Origin of the sequence: Bernardetia sp. ABR2-2B (assembly GCF_037126435.1) — a bacterium.
Taxonomy (GTDB): Bacteria; Bacteroidota; Bacteroidia; order Cytophagales; family Bernardetiaceae; genus Bernardetia.
The window spans coordinates 2,569,478-2,586,869 of sequence record NZ_CP147020.1; the positions used below are offsets into that span (position 1 = coordinate 2,569,478).

Consider the following 17,392-nt stretch of genomic DNA (forward strand, 5'->3'; position numbering starts at 1 on the left):
AAAAATAAAAAACTATGAATCCATTCTTGCATCCTCGTTGGATATTTTTTTCTACTATCCTTCCTCAACTCACTCTTTTTATTATTTATTACAATGCTTTTCAAGTCTTCGGAATGCAGCTTGATGAAAATACGGCAAGTAGTTGGTATATCTATGGTTTTAGTTTTTTAGGAATTATCATTGCTCAAACGGCTTATACAGCCTATTCTACCTATCACTCAAAACCTGTAAATGGAGTTTGGTCAGTTGCTACGGTCTCCATTTATTTATTTTTGATGCTTTCGTATTATCTACAAGCAAAAGATTTAGTTCCTCGTTCTGTTCCAGATTGGATACAGGGAGTTACTGATGTGCAGAGTTTTATGGGAATGTTTATTTTTCCTTCTATGCTTCATGCTATCATTGTTGCTGTGGTTTATTTCACAGACCAAAAACGAGTAGGAGAAAAAGCTCGTTATCATTTTTGGGCAGTTTTGGCAATTCCTCTCACTATTTATCTGTCTGTTACACTTCTCGTTCCTGTTTTGAATAAGGCATTTTCATATAAATTCGTAGAATTTGCGATGACAATTTTTATGTCTCTCATCATTATTTCTGCTCTTTTTTGGCTTTTTAGAGTAGTTTATTTGGCATATCTGAATAACAAGTACCCTCATCTTCGCAGATTTTTAGAAATTCTTTTTGTAGGTGTTTTTCCATTGTTGGGACTTTATTTAAGCCTAGAGTTAGACAATCCTTTAGGCAACTTTAAAAGTCTTTGGTTCTTTGGGTTTGCTATTTTGGCTGCTATTATTTTGATTTTTCCTTCATCTAACCTAAAATTATACAAATATCGTCGTATTCATTTTCTCCTAAAAGCCTTTGTTTTTCCTTATACCATTTATTTTATGGTCGTTTTTATGCCATTTACGCCTCTTTCTGTATTGATGGTAATTATTGGTTTTGGTATTTTGATGCTCACGCCTTTAGTTTTGTTTCTGATTCATACCCAACAGCTCTATCAAGATTATGATTATTTGACCCAAAGATATTCTAGTTCTTCATTGCTTATTAGTTTTTTGATTGCTGTTTCTATTATTCCTTTAGCTTTTTCATTGAATACATATTACGACAAAATTCAATTACATAAAGGCTTAGATTATTTGTATAGTAGCGATTATGATGAGAATAAAAGTATTCCAAATCCAAAGTCTATTTCAGCGACATTAACTCATATAGAAAATTTCAAAGTACGTAGAAGCAGAAACTGGAGCATAGGAAATGATGGAATTCCACTGTTAGATTCTTTTTATAAATGGGTAGTTTTAGATAATATGACGCTTTCAGAATCAAAAATTAATCTTTTAAATAATGTTTTTGTAGGCGAGGATATGCCAAAACCAACTGATACATGGCGTTTTTGGAATGGAAATATAAATCAAGATAGAAATTTCCAAACAGGCAAAGGAGATAATACTGTGAAAATAGATAAGACAAAAATCACTTCAGTTTTTGATGAGCAACAAAATGCTTGGAAGACACAAATAGATTTGGTTTTGCACAATGCAGAAAATGGTTTTGGACAGCGAGAATATGCTACTTTCTTTGATTTACCAGAAGGTGCATTTATAAGTAATTATTATTTATATGTTGGAAAAGAAAAAGTAGAAGCACTTTTGGCAGAGAAAAAAACGGCTCTTTGGGTCTATCGTCAGATTGTAAATACTCGCAAAGACCCTGGTATTTTGTATTACAATGACAAAGGCAAAATCGGTTTTCGTGTTTTTCCATTTACAAGAAATGAATATCGAAAAACAGGTTTTGAAATTCTACATGCAGAACCTTTTGAGCTTCAACTTGATGATTCTACGGCTGTTTTCTTAGGAAAAAAAGAAGATTTGACAGATAAAGTATTGATTACGGATACAAACGGAATTGGTGTGAATGTTCAAGATTATTCAAAAAATAATACAGCAAATTTCAAGACTACTTCAAATCCAAATTATATTTCTCAAAACGAATTAGAAAAGTTAAAAGTTATTACAAGAAAACCTTATTATCATTTTATCTTAGATAATTCGAAATATGGAGGAATAGGAAAAGAAAAATATATTGAGAGAATAGAAAATTTTGTCTCAAGAAATCCATTACAAAATGGCTTAGAATCAAAATATACAAGTGTAGATTTTGAAGTAAACGAATTAGGAAATAATTGGAAAGAAGACTATTCGAATCAAAAAAATAAAGGTGGATTCTTTTTAGAAAAGGCAGTAAAAAAGATTTGGTTAGAAAACTATATTAAAAGTGTAGACAATGGAGACCTACTTATTCAAACTCAACCAATTATTGTAGTAGTAAGTGATGAGTTAGAAGATGGAGTTTGGACAGGGTCATTACACGAATGGCGCAACTATGTTCCAGAGGGTTTTGATTTTTATGAATTAGCTTCCAATAATAGAATTATGCTTCAAAATTTTGAGCATTTTAAGATGTTGGGAGATCCTTTGGGTAAAGATGAAAGAATTTCTCTCAAAAAAGTAAAACAGATTTCTAAAAATGGAAATACTTATTTTTTACCCATTTCTACAAAAAATGGAATTACTTTACCAATTACAGAATTTGATAAAAAAGAAGAAATTACAAGCGCAGATATAGAAGAATTTGAAAAACTATCAAAATACGACCAAGCATTATCTTTGCAAAATCTCAATGAAACGATGGCTTTATATCCTACACAAGCCGAAAAAAGATGGTTAGAGCAAGTTCAAAAAAGTTTTACGGCTCGTATTCTTACGCCTGTTACTACATTTATGGTTTTGGAAACAGAAGCACAAAGAAATACACTTTTGAAAAAGCAAGAGGAGGTTTTGAGTGGAAAACGTCTTTTAGATTTGACAGATGCCAGACGTTCGTCAGAACCTAGCCTTTGGATTTTTGTGGTAATTTTTGTGGCTTTGTTTCTGATAAAACAGAAAATCAAGTTTTAATTAAGCAAAAATCCTTATTAAATATTAATTTAATAAGGATTTTATAAATTCAAAATAAACCTGTTAATTATTATCCGAAAGGATGCAAACAGTGATGATGTGGATAGTTGCCTACTTGGCTTAAAGGTACTAAAATCGTTTCTCCTGTTGCTGCATCATAACAAGTAGTATAAGGCTCACTACCACCAGCAATTTTTTGAGTTTTCTTAGTAGTTAAAGCGAATTTTTTAAACTTATTTAAGTTCATAATAGTGTAATAAATTGATGTTTAATAAAAAAAGTACATGTTTTACATGACGCTGCAAGGTATAAATATTTTTTTTAACTAAAAATAGTTTAATGATAAATTTTTAATTTTAACATTTTTTATTATTAAATAAGTCGCTACTTATAAATGAAACGATATTTAATTTTGTTTCTTGATAATATTACAATAAAAATTTATTTAGTTTGAGTAATTTCAAACTGAAACATATTATACATATATTACTTTTAGGTTATTTTCGTCTCACAAAAAGAGCGACAATAGCCGAAGTAATAACCCCCATTATTAGAGTTCCTAAGATAGACTGTATGATATAGCTTTTCAAATTAAAATAAGCTTCTGCTTCTTCTACTGTTTTGTAGTAGCCTGTTTCGACGGAATATTTAATAACATTTGGAAAATATTCTGGACTGATTAGTAAACTCACAATAAGTTGAGAAAAAGGGGCAAACAAAGTAACAATAATAGTTATCATCAAGCCAGACATGAACCCTTCTTTCCAAGTCATTGAGTTTAGATAATATTTTTTACGTTTTTCTAAAAGAGCAAAAACATAAACAGCAATAGCAAAGGCAGCAAAAATATTTGTCATTACCATGTGAGAGGCAATATTTTCAGCGTGCCACCCCATTAGTTTTTCGAAGACCATCCATAACAGAAAAACGATAATAAATATAAATGCCCACTTGAATTCGTGTTTGGTTAAGTATTTCATGAGTATAGTAATTAGTTGTTTTCTGATTTTTTTATTAGCAATATACAATTAAAATAGCAAAATTAAAAATTTATTCTCTTGTATTTTATTTTGTGAAAGTGCTGATAACAAAATCAAGTGTATATTCAAACATAAAACTTAATTTTGTAATTATATGTCAGTAAAATCAATCTAGAACTAAGTTATTTTTTAATGAAAAAAGCAGCTATAATAGGAGCAGGAATCGCAGGAATAGGAACAGCTATTCATTTAGCCAATAAAGGATATAAAGTAGAAGTTTTTGAAGCCAATAGTTATGCAGGTGGAAAACTATCTGAATTTTGGAAAGATGGTTTTCGTTATGATGCTGGTCCTTCACTTTTTACTCTTCCAGAACGTGTAGAGGAACTAATTTTGAAATCTGGAAAGAAAGTAGAAGATTATTTTTCTTACAAAAGACTAGAAACTATTAATAAATATTTTTGGGAAGACGGTACAAAGCTAGAAGCGAGTGCAGACATAGAAGAATTTGCAGAGCAGTTAGAGGAAACACTAGGAGAACCCAAAGAAAACGTATTGAAATTCCTCAAAAATAGTAAAGAAAAATATGATTTGACAGCAGATTTATTCCTTACTCGTTCGCTTCATAAAGCAGAAACTTTTTTTAATAAGACGGCACTAAAAGCTGTTTCACAGATTTGGAAATTAGAGCTTTTCAAGACAATGAATCAAGCTAATAGTTCTAAATTTGAGAAAGAAAAAACAGTTCAACTTTTCAATCGCTATGCAACTTATAATGGCTCTTCGCCTTATGTCGCTCCTGCGCTTTTGAATGTAATTCCTCACTTAGAGTTTAATAAAGGTGCTTTTTTGCCTGATGGTGGAATGTTTGATATTACGAAAAGTCTTGTAAAATTAGGTCAAGATTTGGGTGTGAAATATTATTTTAATAAAAAAGTAGAGGAAATAATTATTGATAAAGCAAATGATAAAATTACAGGAATAAAAGTCAAAGATTCTAAAATAGAAGATACTCAAACGGAAAATTTAGATTTTGATGTCGTTGTTTCGAATATGGATATTGTTCATACCTACAAGAAATTATTACCAAAGGAAAAAGCTCCTGAATTTCTGTTACAACAGCAAAAATCGTCTTCTGCACTTATTTTTTATTGGGGAATGAATGCTGAATACAAAGAATTAGATTTACATAATATTTTCTTTACCAAAGAGTATAGAAAAGAATTTAATGCTCTCTTTAATGGCAAAACGCTTTATGAAGACCCAACTATTTATATTTTTGTTTCTTCCAAACATATCAAAACTGATGCTCCAAAAGACTGTGAAAATTGGTTTGTGATGATAAATGCTCCTCACAACTTGAATGATGGCTCTCAAAATTGGGATACTCTGATAAAGAAAGCAAAAGAAGATATTATCAAAAAGCTAGAACGTATTTTGATGCGAAACGTAAAAGAAAATATCATTTCAGAATCTATCCTAGACCCACGAAAAATTGAATTACGTACTTCATCTTTAGGTGGCTCTTTGTATGGAAATAGTAGTAATAATCGCTATGCAGCTTTTTTAAGACACGCTAACTTCTCCAAAACAAAAGGACTTTATTTCTGTGGTGGAAGTGTACATCCAGGAGGAGGAATTCCCCTTGCTTTGTCTTCTGCCAAAATTGTAGGAGAAATGATTGAAGAAGCCTAATTTTTTATTATTTATTCAAAAAGTTGTAACTTTAGAATATTGGAGTTACTGAGTTTGATAAAAAATTTATAGTTATGGTCTTATATGAAGTAGAAAATGCGTTTTTGTTTTATGATAGACAGTATGATATGATTACTTTCAAATGGCTAGGTTTTGTAAGTGATGAAGAATACCGAACAGCCGTAAAAATAGCTTACGAGAAAACAGTAGAGCTTGAAGTTACTCGTTGGCTAACAGATACACGAGAGGGAAAAGTAGTTTCTTTAGATGCCCAAAAATGGATGATAAAAGATTTTATTCCGAATTATATCTCTAAAAGTCCACTTCGTAGAGTAGCTTATCTAGTTTCGAAAGATTTTTTTAGACAAGCCTACATAGAGAAAGTTAAAGAGTCTTTTGATAACTACCAGATAGAAGTTTTTGATGACCCCAAAAAAGCTAAACTGTGGCTTACCAAAATGTATAGCCAGAAAGATGATATAGAAAATAAGTTGAGAAGACAAGCAAATTCATAAAGCAAAACTACCCAAATGTCAAAACATTCTGATAACAAGAACAATCTTACCAATCGCAGAGATTTTCTAAAAAAAGGTTCATTGACTGCTGCTGCATTACTTACAGGAGGTTTTTCTGCGTGTTCGACGGAAAATATCATACAAGAAAAAAAATCCGATGTTCCTATTACTTCTGATGAGATTTTTGAGTGGCAAGCAACCACAACTTGGCCACCAAACTTTCCTGTTTTGGGAGAAGGTGTAGTAAAAATAGCAAAAGAGATTGAAATTCTTTCAGCTGGAAGACTAAAAATTACTGTTTTTGGTGGTGGAGAGCTTGTTCCTGCTTTGGAGGCTTTTGAGGCTGTTTCTTTGGGAGGCGTTCAGATGGGACACGGAGCTTCCTATTATTGGGCTGGTCGTTTGCCTGCTTCCTCGTTTTTTACGGCTGTTCCCTTTGGTATGAATGCCCAACAGATGAGTGCTTGGCTTTTTTATGGTGGTGGTTTGGAGCTTTGGAGAGAACTCTATGAACCTTATAATTTAATTCCTTTTCCGTGTGGAAATACTGGTGTGCAGATGGGAGGTTGGTTTAATAAGCAAATCAATACCCCAAAAGATTTAGAAGGGTTAAAAATGAGAATACCTGGTTTGGGTGGAAAAGTAATTTCGGCTGCTGGTGGTTCGGCTGTTACGGTGGCTGGTGGTGAACTTTACACAAGCCTAGAGCGTGGCGTAGTTGATGCTGCCGAATGGATAGGTCCTTATCACGATTATAATATGGGTTTTCATCGTGTTTCGAAATATTATTATTATCCTGGATGGCACGAACCAGGTTCTGTTTTGGAATTGATTGTAAACAAAGATGCCTTCGAAAAACTTCCTTTAGATTTGCAAGAAATTGTAAGAACGGCAGCTTTAAAATATAACTCTTTGATTTTATCAGAGTTTGAAGCAAAGAATAATTTTTATCTACAAAAAATCCTTAAAGAAGCTCCAGATGTAGAGTTAAAACAGTTTCCCAAAGAAGTTTTGGATGTTTTAAAAGAAAAAACAACAGAGATTTTAGATGAAATTGCTGCAAAAGATGAGTTTGCTGGGCGTGTCTATGAGAGTTTTAAGACCTTTAAAAAGCAAGTCAAAAGATGGGGCGAAGTTTCCGAGCAGTCTATTGTGGATTTTTTGTAGGAAAAAAAATAAATGCAATACACTTTATGTTCATTAGTACCTTAATTAAATAGGTGGTTAAATCGTAATTTTTAATTCGTAATTATTTCTTGTTATGGCAAAAAAACAAAAACCACTCAAACGAACTCCTCTAAAACGCACCCCACTAAAAAAGAAAGAATACAATCCAGAAGACTTTAAAAATAAAGAATACAAGGCGAAGAAATACAAAAAGAAAGAGTACAAAGTAAAAGATTATAGAGAACTCAAAAAACGAGAACCAAAACCATTTGTACAACTTACACCAAAAGAAGCTTTTTTAAAACTTGCAGCCTTTTGTGCCTATCAAGAAAGATGTTATCAAGAAATTTATGTAAAGTTAAAAGAGTGGAAAATAGATGAAGGCGACCATTATGCTATCGTAACACTTTTAGAGGAAGAGAATTTTTTGAATGAAAAACGCTTTGCAGAATCGTATGTAAGAGGAAAGTTTGAATATAAAAAATGGGGAAAACGAAAAATTAGATACGGACTTTTACAAAAAGATATTTCTGAGAAAATGATTCAAGATGCTTTTAATTCAGAAATAGATGAACAAGAATATTTTTCAACACTTGCCGAACTTTTGAAAAAAAAATGGACAGACTTGCTAGAAAAAAAAGAGGATAATTTTAAAAGAATAGTAAAAGCTACAAATTATGCACTACAAAAAGGCTATGAAAGTGGTCTCATTAGAGAAATATTAGATAATATAAGTAAAGAACAAAATTGATTATTTTTCGTTTATTAACAAGCTATTTTACCAGACAATAAACCTAATTATTCTCAAAAAAATGAACATAAACTCAAAAAAATGAACATAAACTCAAAAAAATGAACATAAAATTACTTTTGACATCGCTCATTTTTATTTGTTCACTCGTTTTCATTACTTCTTGCAACAACACAAGTAATAAAGACAACGACCAAGTTATTGCAGAAAATAAAGAAGTGAAAGATTCTACTTTAGTGCTAAACAAAAAACAGAAAAAGACAATTACTAATCTAGAACTCTTGCAAGGAAAGTGGCAAAGTAATGATGATGAAACTAACTTCATAAAGTTTGAAAAGAACCATAAAATGGAAATTTCGGAAGGAATGACAGAGTGGCAAAACGAAACTTTTACCTTATCTGATAAATGTACCAATGATTCTGATAAAGATAAAGATGTGAAACCTGAAAAAGACCTTTACATCACTTCTGCAAGTTCGGATATGTGTTGGTATATTATTGATTTGAATGAAGAAATCTTAACACTTGCTTATATGGCTCGTGGGAATACGTTGTCTTACAAAAGAGTAAAATAAATGATGGGGTATTTTATTGTTGGTATTGCCACATTAAAAACACCAACAACAGCAAATTAAAACAACATAGAGTTTTACTACACCAACGAAGTTTGAAGACATAAAAAAATGACATTACTTTCAAAAGAAAATAATGTCATTTTTAAATATATGATTTATTAATCGTATTTTTTATTCTAATTTATTAAAAAGAATAAAAATTTAGATTAAAGAATTTCAGTTACTTGACCAGCACCTACTGTACGTCCACCTTCACGGATAGCGAAACGAAGACCTTTTTCCATTGCAATTGGTTTCAAAAGCTCAACAGTAATAGTGATGTTATCACCAGGCATTACCATTTCAACATTTTCTGGAAGTTCAATAGCACCAGTTACGTCAGTTGTACGGAAGTAGAACTGAGGATTGTATCCTTTAAAGAATGGAGTATGACGTCCACCTTCTTCTTTCTTCAATACGTAAACTTCTGCTTTAAATTTAGTGTGAGTAGTTACAGTACCTGGTTTAGCGATTACCATACCACGTTTGATTTGTTCTTTATCAACACCACGTAAAAGAATACCAGCATTATCACCAGCTTCAGCAGCATCTAATAATTTACGGAACATCTCTACACCTGTAACAGTAGATTTGATTGGAGCTTCACCTAGTCCTAAGATTTCAATTGGCTCACCTACTTTGATAGCGCCACGCTCTACACGACCAGTAGCAACAGTACCACGACCAGTAATAGAGAATACATCCTCAACAGGCATCAAGAAAGGCTTGTCAGTAATACGAGGAGGCAATGGAATACCTTCATCAACAGCATTCATCAAAGCTAAAACAGTATCAACCCATTTAGCTTCTCCGTTTAATGCACCAAGAGCAGATCCTTGAACAACAGCAATATTATCACCATCAAAGTCATAGAAACTCAAAAGGTCACGAATTTCCATTTCTACAAGTTCTAATAACTCTTCATCATCTACCATATCCACTTTATTCATGAATACAACGATAGAAGGAACACCTACTTGGCGAGCCAAAAGAATGTGTTCACGAGTTTGAGGCATAGGACCATCAGTAGCAGCTACTACAAGAATAGCACCGTCCATTTGTGCAGCACCTGTAACCATGTTTTTAACATAATCGGCGTGACCTGGACAATCAACGTGAGCATAGTGACGAGTAGCCGTTTCATACTCAACGTGAGAAGTGTTGATAGTGATACCACGCTCTTTTTCTTCTGGAGCGTTATCAATAGAGTCAAAACTACGAGCAGCAGAGTGCCCTGCATCTGCCAATACTTTCGTAATTGCTGCAGTTAAAGTAGTTTTACCGTGGTCAACGTGACCAATAGTTCCGATATTTACGTGAGATTTCGAGCGATCGAAGGTTTCCTTAGCCATCTTAACAAAGAATTTAAAATAGTATGAGAATAGTATGAAAAGGTAATTCTTAATAAAATAATAACATAACCTATATGATACACTTGGTAGAGCCTACGTAGAGCCAACGATGGGAATTGAACCCACGACCTCTTCCTTACCAAGGAAGCGCTCTACCCCTGAGCTACATCGGCTTATAGCATGATACAAACTTTCCATAATCTAGTTCCTTGTTTTATTTTTCAGAGGATTAGTCTAAAAATATAAAATAGAAATTAGTGAAAAGTTTGTGTCTAATTTAGAAATACTAATTTAGTGTTATCTAATGTTGCTATAAAAAATACCAATAGTTATGTATCAGATTATATTAGAGCGAGAGACGAGGCTCGAACCCGCGACCTACAGCTTGGAAGGCTGTCGCTCTACCAACTGAGCTACTCTCGCATATAAATTGAAATTTAAAACAAAGTTTTATATTTCAAAGTTTGGTTTTATTTGAAATAATACCATCTATTCCTAATGAATAAATATAAAAAATAATTTAAAAAATTATTTGTGGGGGGAGCAGGATTCGAACCTGCGAAGAAATGAATCAACGGATTTACAGTCCGTCCCAGTTGGCCGCTTTGGTATCCCCCCAACTAGATTTGATCAACTATTTAAGCCAAACAATTACTGAATTTTGCTTTACCTTAGAACTAAATTATGTGTTTAGTTTGTGTGTTAAAGCGAGTGCAAAAGTACAGAGTTTATTTTTACAATCCAAATTTTCACGTAAAATAATTTACTTTTTTTTCTAATCTATTTAAAATTAGACTTTTACAAAAAAAAATATTTTACTTAGAAATTGAGTAAACTTATAATTCGTTTTTACTTTTTTTCGTTCCATTTCTATCGAACTTTATTTTAAATAAACACGTCTTCGTAGAAATGGAACGAAATATATGCACCAATATTTTTATATCTCCAACCTTTTGTTAGATTATTATATTTTGATTATTGTCCTTCAGTTTCTTTATCAGGGTCAGAAGGATTTGTAACATCATTTTGCTCAAGTTGTGAACCTCCTAATTGACTAGGATCAACTTGTTCTTTTGCTTTTTCGATATTTGGACTTTCATAAATAGGTGCTTCTGCATCAGTAAGTAGAGTTGCTCCAATACTTCCTACAAAAACAATCGCTATAAGTGTCCAAGTGATTTTTTCCATTATGTTAGTAGTATTTTTTGCTCCCATGATTTGGTTTGCACCTGCGCCTCCAAATTCTTTAGAGATTCCACTACCTTTTGGTTCTTGTGCTAATACTACGACCATTAAAAGAATGGCAACAAATAGTACGATGCTTATCAGTACGTATAACATATATTTGCTTCTTGAGTTTCAAATTTTCGTTTAGTCAAAAAAATATTGTTTTTTGACTCCCAAATTGTATGTATTCGTTTTTTAGCATAAAATTGAGAGCGCAAAGAAACCACTTTTTTGGGGATTATCAAAAAAATCATTGAAAATACTTTGATTTTTATTCAAAATCTTGGTATAATAAGTATTTTTTTCTCATTACTTTGTATTCTTCTAAATCTTTTTGCCAGGTTACTTTAATTTCTTCTTCTGTTAAACCTTCTTTGATTTGAGCTTGTAGTTTATCATTTCCTGCCAAAGTATTAAAGTAAGAATTAAAGAAACTCTCTTTTAAATTTTCACCTTTCATAGTCTGATAAAACTCTAAAATTGGTTTCAAAGAAAAGTTGGTTTCTAATTTTTGGAGTTTGTAATCTATTCCATAACACAATTTATCTTCAAAAGGAGGATATTTTGCACCTTCATTTGGTTTTGGAGTAAATGAAATTATAGAATCATTATTTATATTTTTTGGGAAATTTGGATGTCCGACAACTTCAAAAGGAAAATCTGTTCCACGCCCTACACTCATTGTTGTTCCCTCAAAAAGGCATAAAGAAGGATAAAGCAAAATTGAGTTTTGAGTAGGAAGATTGGGCGAAGGGGCGATGTTTAATGTATAATTATCTTTGTGAGAATAATTTACACACGGAATAATTGTTAGATTTTCCCTTAATTGTACTTGTTCTTTTTTATCATTTTCAAGCCATTTTTCGCCTTCAATCATCTTAGCAAGTTCGCCTACTGTCAAACCATGAACAATTGGAATAGGGTGCATTCCTACAAAAGATTTGTATTTTTTTTCTCTGATACAACCATCTATATAAAAGCCATTTGGATTTGGTCTATCTAAAATAATTATTTGTTTGCCGTACTCGGCAGCAGCTTCCATACAATAGTGCATTGTGCTAATATATGTATAAAAACGTGCGCCAACATCTTGAATATCAAAAATTAAGACATCGATATTTTCTAGCTGTTTCTTAGTTGGTTTTTTATTTTTTCCATAGAGAGAAATTATATTAATTCCTGTTTGGGTATCTTTTCCATTTTTGATTGTTTCTCCTGCACTTGCCGTTCCTCGGAAACCATGTTCGGGTGCAAAAATAGTTTGTATGTTGATATTATCTTCTTTGAGCAGAAAATCTACTAAATGGATTGAATCAGTTTGATTATAAATTACTGAAGTATGATTGACAATCATTCCGATGCGTTTGTTTTTGATTAAATCAAAATACTTTTCAGTTTGTTCTGCTCCTATAATGATTGATTTTTTGTCATCAATTTGATTAGATAGTGTTGCATTTTTACTTATAACTTTGATGCTATCTTCCTCTTTAGAAATGGCAACTTTATTATTGGTACAAGAAAAAAATAATATATAAGAAAATAGTAAGCTATATAGAATAATTAATTTCATTTTGTGTAATAAAAATAGGTTTAGGGTCAAATTGTGTTGAAGTATTTTATAAAATCTCAAATTGCTAAAACTTTTTGAAAAAACTGGTGTTTGAAAAATAGTTATTGATAAATCTTTAAAAATCGTTATTTTTGACATTCAATCATAAAGATTCCACTTTTTCAACTGAAACTTTTATACCTCGTGAATAAAGAACAAATTATAAAGCAAATCAAAGATTATTTCGGATTAAATGTCCTCTCCGAACAGATACAAATTTATTTAGACTTCCAAAAAGAAATAATTAAGACCTCTGTTGTTGATGGGTCTTCGAAGGCTATACACGGTGTCATTAAGGGAGCAGGTTTTGCTTTTTTGGGGCTTTGTATTTTTCTTTTTCTCAATTTGATGCTAGGTTTTGGTATTAGTGAATGGTTTTTCAATTCTCGTTATTGGACAGGCTTTTCTATTCTGACAGGTTTTTACATTATTCTAGCTGTCATTTTTGCTGCTCTGCAATCTACGATCAAAGAAAAAGTAGAAGATGAAGTGATAGCAGGAATTAAAGGAACTCCTTTAGAACTAAAAAATATTCGTGAAATTATATATCCTAAAGCTACAATTAGCAAACATATTGAGAAGGAAAGTATAGAGGCTAATACTACTGAAAGCAATTCTACTCAACAAGAAATACAACGGACTTTAGAAGAACAAGCACACCAAGAGATGGAACAGCTTGATGAAAACAAATCTAAGGACAGCTAAAATCAATATTTTTTTATATCACTTTTTAAGAGCTTGTTTGAAATTATTTCTTTGAGCTACAAGTGGTAAATTTTAGCTTATATCTATGTTATTTTTTCGTCAAATAGTTCGCTATTCTCCTCAAAAATGCCTTGATAAGTCAAAAATTTTCTCATTTTCGCTAGTAAAATAAAAATTTAAATAAGCTCTAAACTACATTTTTTAAACAAAAAGAAATGAATGAATCATTAAAAAAACACAAAGAAGAATTAAAGGGTTATCAATTAGCACAAGAAGATAAACTAAAGGAGCAATTAGAAAGCACAAAAAAAGTAACAACAACAGTCGCTAAATTAGCCCTTATCGGTGGTGCTTCTGCTTATGTAGGAATAAAAGTAGTTGGTTTTTTGGGACGTAAAGTAGTTGGTAAGAAGAAAAAGAATGAACCTCAAATCGTTTATGTTCAAGCTCCTAACAGCAATAATTCTTCTCAAGCAGATGTTTCTCCAAAATCATTTATGAAAGGAATGCAGGCTTCTCTACTAGCAGCTTTGTTTCCAATCGTAACCAGTTTTGCCAAAAAAGCAGGTATGAAAGCAGTTGAAACCTATTCTGAGGGAATTTTTGAGAAATATAAATATAAATTGAAAGATTTATTGAAATAAGATTTTATATTTCTTTCGAAATAATATAGTCATTTCTTTCATTTGAATGAATGACTATCATTTCAGCAATAAAACCAGCCAAAAAAAGCTGTGTTCCGACACTGATAGCGAGAAGTGAAATATAAAAGATGGGCATATCAACAGGCTCACGTTCTATAATCATATTTGAACCAAAGAATTTTTCTACAAGAATTGCAAGAGCGATTCCAAAGCCTATAAAAAATGAAAGTAAACCGAGCGTACCAAAAAAGTGCATCGGTTTTTTTTTGAATCTAGTTATAAATGTTACTGAAAGCAAATCTAGAAGTCCATTTGTAAAGCGTTCTAAGCCAAACTTTGTACTTCCAAATTGTCTTGCTCTGTGTTCGACTACTTTTTCGCCTATTTTTGTAAAGCCATTCCATTTTGCCAAAACAGGCAGATAACGGTGCATTTCACCATAAACGTTTAGCGTTCTGACTACCTCCACTTTATATGCCTTTAGTCCACAATTAAAGTCATTTAGTTTTATTCCAGAAAAGGCACGAGTAGCAGCATTAAAAATTTTGGTAGGAAGAGTTTTTGAAAGTGGGTCGTGTCTCTTTTTCTTCCAACCTGAAATTAAATCAAATTCTTGATTTTTTATTAAATCATATAATTCTGGAATTTCGTCTGGACTATCTTGTAAGTCAGCATCCATTGTGATGATAACTTCTCCCTTTACAATCTTAAAACCTGCATCTAATGCAGCTGACTTTCCATAGTTTCTTGAAAAACAAATAGCTTTTACATTCTTATTTTTTTCTGCTAACTCTTCAATTACATTCCAAGAATTATCTGTGCTTCCATCGTTTACGAAGATTATTTCATACGAAAAATTATTTTTTTCCATTACTTTCACAATCCAATCGTGCAGAGGAGGAAGGGATTCATCTTCATTAAAAAGAGGAATAACAATTGAGATTTGTAAAGTAGAATTTGAAATTATTGAAGAATCAGACATATTCCTAAAAAATTGAAAATGGTTTTGTCAAAGCCCTAAGACTAAAATTAAACTATGTATTAATTTGACAAATTTACACACTAAAATAGACAAACACTGATTTTTATTTTATTTTTACAAATCTGAACTATACTATTATGTTTTATACAGACTAGAAAGTCTGTGATATAACCTAAACTATGAAAAAAACAACAATACGCAGAGCTACTGAAAAAGATGTTCCTCAAATTTTTGATTTGATTGTCGAACTTGCCATTTATGAAAAGGCAGAACACGAAGTAAGCACGACACCTGAACAAATGGCAATTGATGGGTTTGGTCAAGACCCTGCTTACGGTGCAATTGTGGCAGAACAAGGAAATAAAATTATAGGCTTCTCACTTTATTATATTCGCTATTCCACTTGGAAAGGGCGTTGTCTTTATCTAGAAGACTTTTTAGTAAATGAAGAGTATAGAGGTGAAGGGATAGGAAAGCTTCTTTTTGAAGCTACTATTTTGGAAGCCAAACACCAAAAAACTAACATGATGACTTGGCAAGTATTAGATTGGAATACACCTGCTATTAAATTTTATGAACGTTGGGATGCTACTCTTGATGAAGAATGGATAAACTGCAAATTCTATCAAGACTATTTAGATAACTACAAAGTAAGATTTTTAGATAAAATAGACCAAAACAAAGTATTATTAGACTAGAAGAGGCTAATAATCAATTTGTTATGATATGATTATTTTCTTCCTCTTGCATTTGGAGTTTCATTTCTTGCAGGGGGAGGAGTCATATCCAATGGACTTGGAAGTTCGTTTAAGCTTTCAGTAACTCCAAATCGTTTCAAAGATTCTTGATTATAAGCAACTGCTGCAAGTTCAGGAGTATTGAAAACACCTAAATAAATACGTTCGCCTTGGTCATAAATAATAGCTCTATATTTTTTGCCATCCTTCGAAACTCCTCTATAATTATTAGGAGTATGATTAGTTTGATGACGGCGAAGTTCTGACATAGTAGCCCATTCTAAATTATCTATCTGACAATTGAGTTTATTAGAATCAAGCATACGTACGAATAATCTTTTGTCTGTATCTTGTTTTTTGATAAATGTGTCTGCCAAAATTTTGTGCATATACAGCGTCTGAATCTTACCATTTTTCATTTGTTGAAGCACAGCATAGCCAGCCGAATGCAATCGCCAACCTTCGTGAATACCTTTTTTACGTAAGTGTAAAAAACCTTGTCGACAAAGCTTTACTTTTTTATCAGAGTTGGTTAAATCAATATGCATGACAGAATAGGAGTGTATAGTGGGATATAAAAGTGTATCTATCAGAAAGAAATTAGATACACAAATGTTATACAAAAATACGAAATTTACTTCAAAAATTTAGAGTAGATGTGAGCAAATACGTACTAATACAGCATTTGATAGACTAAAAAACAAATAATAGTAAATCATGACATAGTTGTTTTATCGCTATTCCGTCAGCTATTTTATTTACTTTACAAAATATAACAAATAGTCTTACTGATTATTGTCTATGTTTTTTGCAAGTATTGGAGTTGTCTCTGGAATAGGAAGTGAATCGCTATCTTTTATTGTATTGAGAATAACTAAAGTTTGCATGTTATCAACTTCTGAAATCTCACTAATTTTGTTCATTATCAAACTTTGATACGAATCAATATCTTTAGAAACCACCTTCAAAACGTAATCACTAGAGCCTGTAACATAATGACATTCTACGATTTCATCTATTTCTCGTACTTGTTTCACAAAACTTTCATTACTTGCTTTGTTGTGCTTGTTTAGCTTTACACTCACAAAAGTAGCTACTCCCAAACCTAATTTTTGGGCATCAAGACGAGCGTGATAACTTTGAATATAACCAGCGTGTTCTAACTTTTTGACACGCTCTAAAGTGGGTGCAGGAGAAAGGTTAATATCCTTAGAAAGTTGAGCATTTGTAATTTTAGCATTTTCTTGGAGAATTTCCAAAATCTGTTTGTCTATGTGGTCTATTTTATAATTCAGTGCCATAACTTAAAATTGAGTTTAATAAATTTGATGATATAATAGCAATCAAAATGCAATAACGAATATAATGAGTAAAACGTTTTTATTACAGCACAAAATTATATAAAACTTTTATTAGATACTAGCCAAAGAAAAGAAGTTTTTGCATAA

The 17,392-nt window shown here is 31.8% G+C and carries 17 protein-coding genes and 3 tRNA genes; 9 read left to right on the plus strand and 11 right to left on the minus strand.

The annotated features are described in order from the left end of the window. Nucleotides 1–14 precede the first annotated feature (14 nt). The gene (locus WAF17_RS10935) at nt 15–2,966 is read left to right on the plus strand and encodes an MSEP-CTERM sorting domain-containing protein (protein ID WP_338769944.1); all 2,952 of its coding nucleotides are present in this window, start codon (nt 15–17) and stop codon (nt 2,964–2,966) included. A 70-nt stretch (nt 2,967–3,036) separates the two neighbouring features. Here WAF17_RS10935 and WAF17_RS10940 read toward each other — a convergent pair whose 3' ends face one another. Together WAF17_RS10940 and WAF17_RS10945 are read right to left on the minus strand one after the other, a co-directional pair. Further along, nucleotides 3,037–3,213, minus strand: a complete 177-nt coding sequence (locus WAF17_RS10940; RefSeq protein WP_338769947.1) for a hypothetical protein — start codon at nt 3,211–3,213, stop codon at nt 3,037–3,039. Between the two features lie 250 nt (nt 3,214–3,463). Continuing rightward, the gene (locus WAF17_RS10945) at nt 3,464–3,946 is read right to left on the minus strand and encodes a DUF4199 domain-containing protein (protein WP_338769950.1); all 483 of its coding nucleotides are present in this window, start codon (nt 3,944–3,946) and stop codon (nt 3,464–3,466) included. Between the two features lie 192 nt (nt 3,947–4,138). On the opposite strand from WAF17_RS10945, the gene crtD reads away from it, so the two are divergent. From crtD to WAF17_RS10970, 5 genes are all read left to right on the plus strand, one after another. Beyond that, nucleotides 4,139–5,641, plus strand: coding sequence for a 1-hydroxycarotenoid 3,4-desaturase CrtD (crtD, locus tag WAF17_RS10950; protein WP_338769953.1), 1,503 nt, complete (start codon nt 4,139–4,141; stop codon nt 5,639–5,641). A 74-nt stretch (nt 5,642–5,715) separates the two neighbouring features. Further along, the gene (locus WAF17_RS10955; RefSeq protein ID WP_338769956.1) at nt 5,716–6,156 is read left to right on the plus strand and encodes an STAS/SEC14 domain-containing protein; all 441 of its coding nucleotides are present in this window, start codon (nt 5,716–5,718) and stop codon (nt 6,154–6,156) included. Nucleotides 6,157–6,171: 15 nt separating this feature from the next. Continuing rightward, entirely contained in the window at nt 6,172–7,323 is a 1,152-nt protein-coding gene (locus tag WAF17_RS10960) for a substrate-binding domain-containing protein (protein WP_338769961.1), read from the plus strand. A 94-nt stretch (nt 7,324–7,417) separates the two neighbouring features. After that, on the plus strand, nt 7,418–8,074 hold the full coding sequence (locus WAF17_RS10965) for a regulatory protein RecX (RefSeq protein WP_338769963.1): 657 nt from the start codon (nt 7,418–7,420) through the stop codon (nt 8,072–8,074). A gap of 101 nt (nt 8,075–8,175) precedes the next feature. Beyond that, the gene (locus tag WAF17_RS10970) at nt 8,176–8,649 is read left to right on the plus strand and encodes a hypothetical protein (protein WP_338769966.1); all 474 of its coding nucleotides are present in this window, start codon (nt 8,176–8,178) and stop codon (nt 8,647–8,649) included. Between the two features lie 206 nt (nt 8,650–8,855). Here the strand turns inward: WAF17_RS10970 and tuf are convergent, their stop codons facing one another. The 6 genes from tuf to WAF17_RS11000 all read right to left on the minus strand — a co-directional run bounded on the left by tuf (nt 8,856) and on the right by WAF17_RS11000 (nt 12,837). After that, nucleotides 8,856–10,040: an elongation factor Tu gene (gene tuf / locus WAF17_RS10975; protein WP_338769969.1), complete on the minus strand. Its 1,185-nt coding sequence runs from the start codon at nt 10,038–10,040 to the stop codon at nt 8,856–8,858. A gap of 101 nt (nt 10,041–10,141) precedes the next feature. Further along, a tRNA-Thr gene (locus WAF17_RS10980) sits at nt 10,142–10,213 on the minus strand. A gap of 177 nt (nt 10,214–10,390) precedes the next feature. Then, nucleotides 10,391–10,463 (minus strand) — tRNA-Gly (locus WAF17_RS10985). A gap of 112 nt (nt 10,464–10,575) precedes the next feature. Beyond that, nucleotides 10,576–10,658, minus strand: a tRNA-Tyr gene (locus WAF17_RS10990). A gap of 357 nt (nt 10,659–11,015) precedes the next feature. Then, nucleotides 11,016–11,381 carry a preprotein translocase subunit SecG gene (gene secG, locus WAF17_RS10995; protein WP_338769972.1) on the minus strand — a complete coding sequence of 122 codons (366 nt, stop codon included), beginning with the start codon at nt 11,379–11,381 and terminating at the stop codon, nt 11,016–11,018. Between the two features lie 157 nt (nt 11,382–11,538). Then, nucleotides 11,539–12,837, minus strand: coding sequence for a DUF1343 domain-containing protein (locus tag WAF17_RS11000; protein ID WP_338769974.1), 1,299 nt, complete (start codon nt 12,835–12,837; stop codon nt 11,539–11,541). A gap of 183 nt (nt 12,838–13,020) precedes the next feature. On the opposite strand from WAF17_RS11000, the gene WAF17_RS11005 reads away from it, so the two are divergent. Beyond that, the gene (locus WAF17_RS11005; protein ID WP_338769977.1) at nt 13,021–13,581 is read left to right on the plus strand and encodes a phage holin family protein; all 561 of its coding nucleotides are present in this window, start codon (nt 13,021–13,023) and stop codon (nt 13,579–13,581) included. Between the two features lie 215 nt (nt 13,582–13,796). Continuing rightward, nucleotides 13,797–14,225: a hypothetical protein gene (locus WAF17_RS11010; protein WP_338769979.1), complete on the plus strand. Its 429-nt coding sequence runs from the start codon at nt 13,797–13,799 to the stop codon at nt 14,223–14,225. Between the two features lie 4 nt (nt 14,226–14,229). On the opposite strand, the gene WAF17_RS11015 is transcribed toward WAF17_RS11010, so the two are convergent. Further along, the gene (locus WAF17_RS11015) at nt 14,230–15,207 is read right to left on the minus strand and encodes a glycosyltransferase family 2 protein (protein ID WP_338769982.1); all 978 of its coding nucleotides are present in this window, start codon (nt 15,205–15,207) and stop codon (nt 14,230–14,232) included. Between the two features lie 179 nt (nt 15,208–15,386). On the opposite strand from WAF17_RS11015, the gene WAF17_RS11020 reads away from it, so the two are divergent. Then, nucleotides 15,387–15,905 carry a GNAT family N-acetyltransferase gene (locus tag WAF17_RS11020; RefSeq protein WP_338769984.1) on the plus strand — a complete coding sequence of 173 codons (519 nt, stop codon included), beginning with the start codon at nt 15,387–15,389 and terminating at the stop codon, nt 15,903–15,905. A 32-nt stretch (nt 15,906–15,937) separates the two neighbouring features. On the opposite strand, the gene WAF17_RS11025 is transcribed toward WAF17_RS11020, so the two are convergent. Further along, nucleotides 15,938–16,492, minus strand: a complete 555-nt coding sequence (locus WAF17_RS11025) for a hypothetical protein (RefSeq protein ID WP_338769986.1) — start codon at nt 16,490–16,492, stop codon at nt 15,938–15,940. A gap of 237 nt (nt 16,493–16,729) precedes the next feature. Next, entirely contained in the window at nt 16,730–17,245 is a 516-nt protein-coding gene (locus WAF17_RS11030) for an Lrp/AsnC family transcriptional regulator (protein WP_338769989.1), read from the minus strand. Nucleotides 17,246–17,392: the final 147 nt, after the last annotated feature.

Coding starts and splice junctions, on each gene's coding strand:
- WAF17_RS10960 (WP_338769961.1), top strand. CDS start 6,172: ATGTCAAAACATTCTGATAACAAGAACAATCTTACCAATCGCAGAGAT.
- WAF17_RS11000 (WP_338769974.1), bottom strand. CDS start 12,837: ATGAAATTAATTATTCTATATAGCTTACTATTTTCTTATATATTATTT.
- WAF17_RS10955 (WP_338769956.1), top strand. CDS start 5,716: ATGGTCTTATATGAAGTAGAAAATGCGTTTTTGTTTTATGATAGACAG.
- WAF17_RS10970 (WP_338769966.1), top strand. CDS start 8,176: ATGAACATAAAATTACTTTTGACATCGCTCATTTTTATTTGTTCACTC.
- WAF17_RS10935 (WP_338769944.1), top strand. CDS start 15: ATGAATCCATTCTTGCATCCTCGTTGGATATTTTTTTCTACTATCCTT.
- WAF17_RS10940 (WP_338769947.1), bottom strand. CDS start 3,213: ATGAACTTAAATAAGTTTAAAAAATTCGCTTTAACTACTAAGAAAACT.
- WAF17_RS10945 (WP_338769950.1), bottom strand. CDS start 3,946: ATGAAATACTTAACCAAACACGAATTCAAGTGGGCATTTATATTTATT.
- WAF17_RS11015 (WP_338769982.1), bottom strand. CDS start 15,207: ATGTCTGATTCTTCAATAATTTCAAATTCTACTTTACAAATCTCAATT.
- crtD (WP_338769953.1), top strand. CDS start 4,139: ATGAAAAAAGCAGCTATAATAGGAGCAGGAATCGCAGGAATAGGAACA.
- WAF17_RS11025 (WP_338769986.1), bottom strand. CDS start 16,492: ATGCATATTGATTTAACCAACTCTGATAAAAAAGTAAAGCTTTGTCGA.
- secG (WP_338769972.1), bottom strand. CDS start 11,381: ATGTTATACGTACTGATAAGCATCGTACTATTTGTTGCCATTCTTTTA.
- WAF17_RS11030 (WP_338769989.1), bottom strand. CDS start 17,245: ATGGCACTGAATTATAAAATAGACCACATAGACAAACAGATTTTGGAA.
- WAF17_RS11010 (WP_338769979.1), top strand. CDS start 13,797: ATGAATGAATCATTAAAAAAACACAAAGAAGAATTAAAGGGTTATCAA.
- tuf (WP_338769969.1), bottom strand. CDS start 10,040: ATGGCTAAGGAAACCTTCGATCGCTCGAAATCTCACGTAAATATCGGA.
- WAF17_RS10965 (WP_338769963.1), top strand. CDS start 7,418: ATGGCAAAAAAACAAAAACCACTCAAACGAACTCCTCTAAAACGCACC.
- WAF17_RS11020 (WP_338769984.1), top strand. CDS start 15,387: ATGAAAAAAACAACAATACGCAGAGCTACTGAAAAAGATGTTCCTCAA.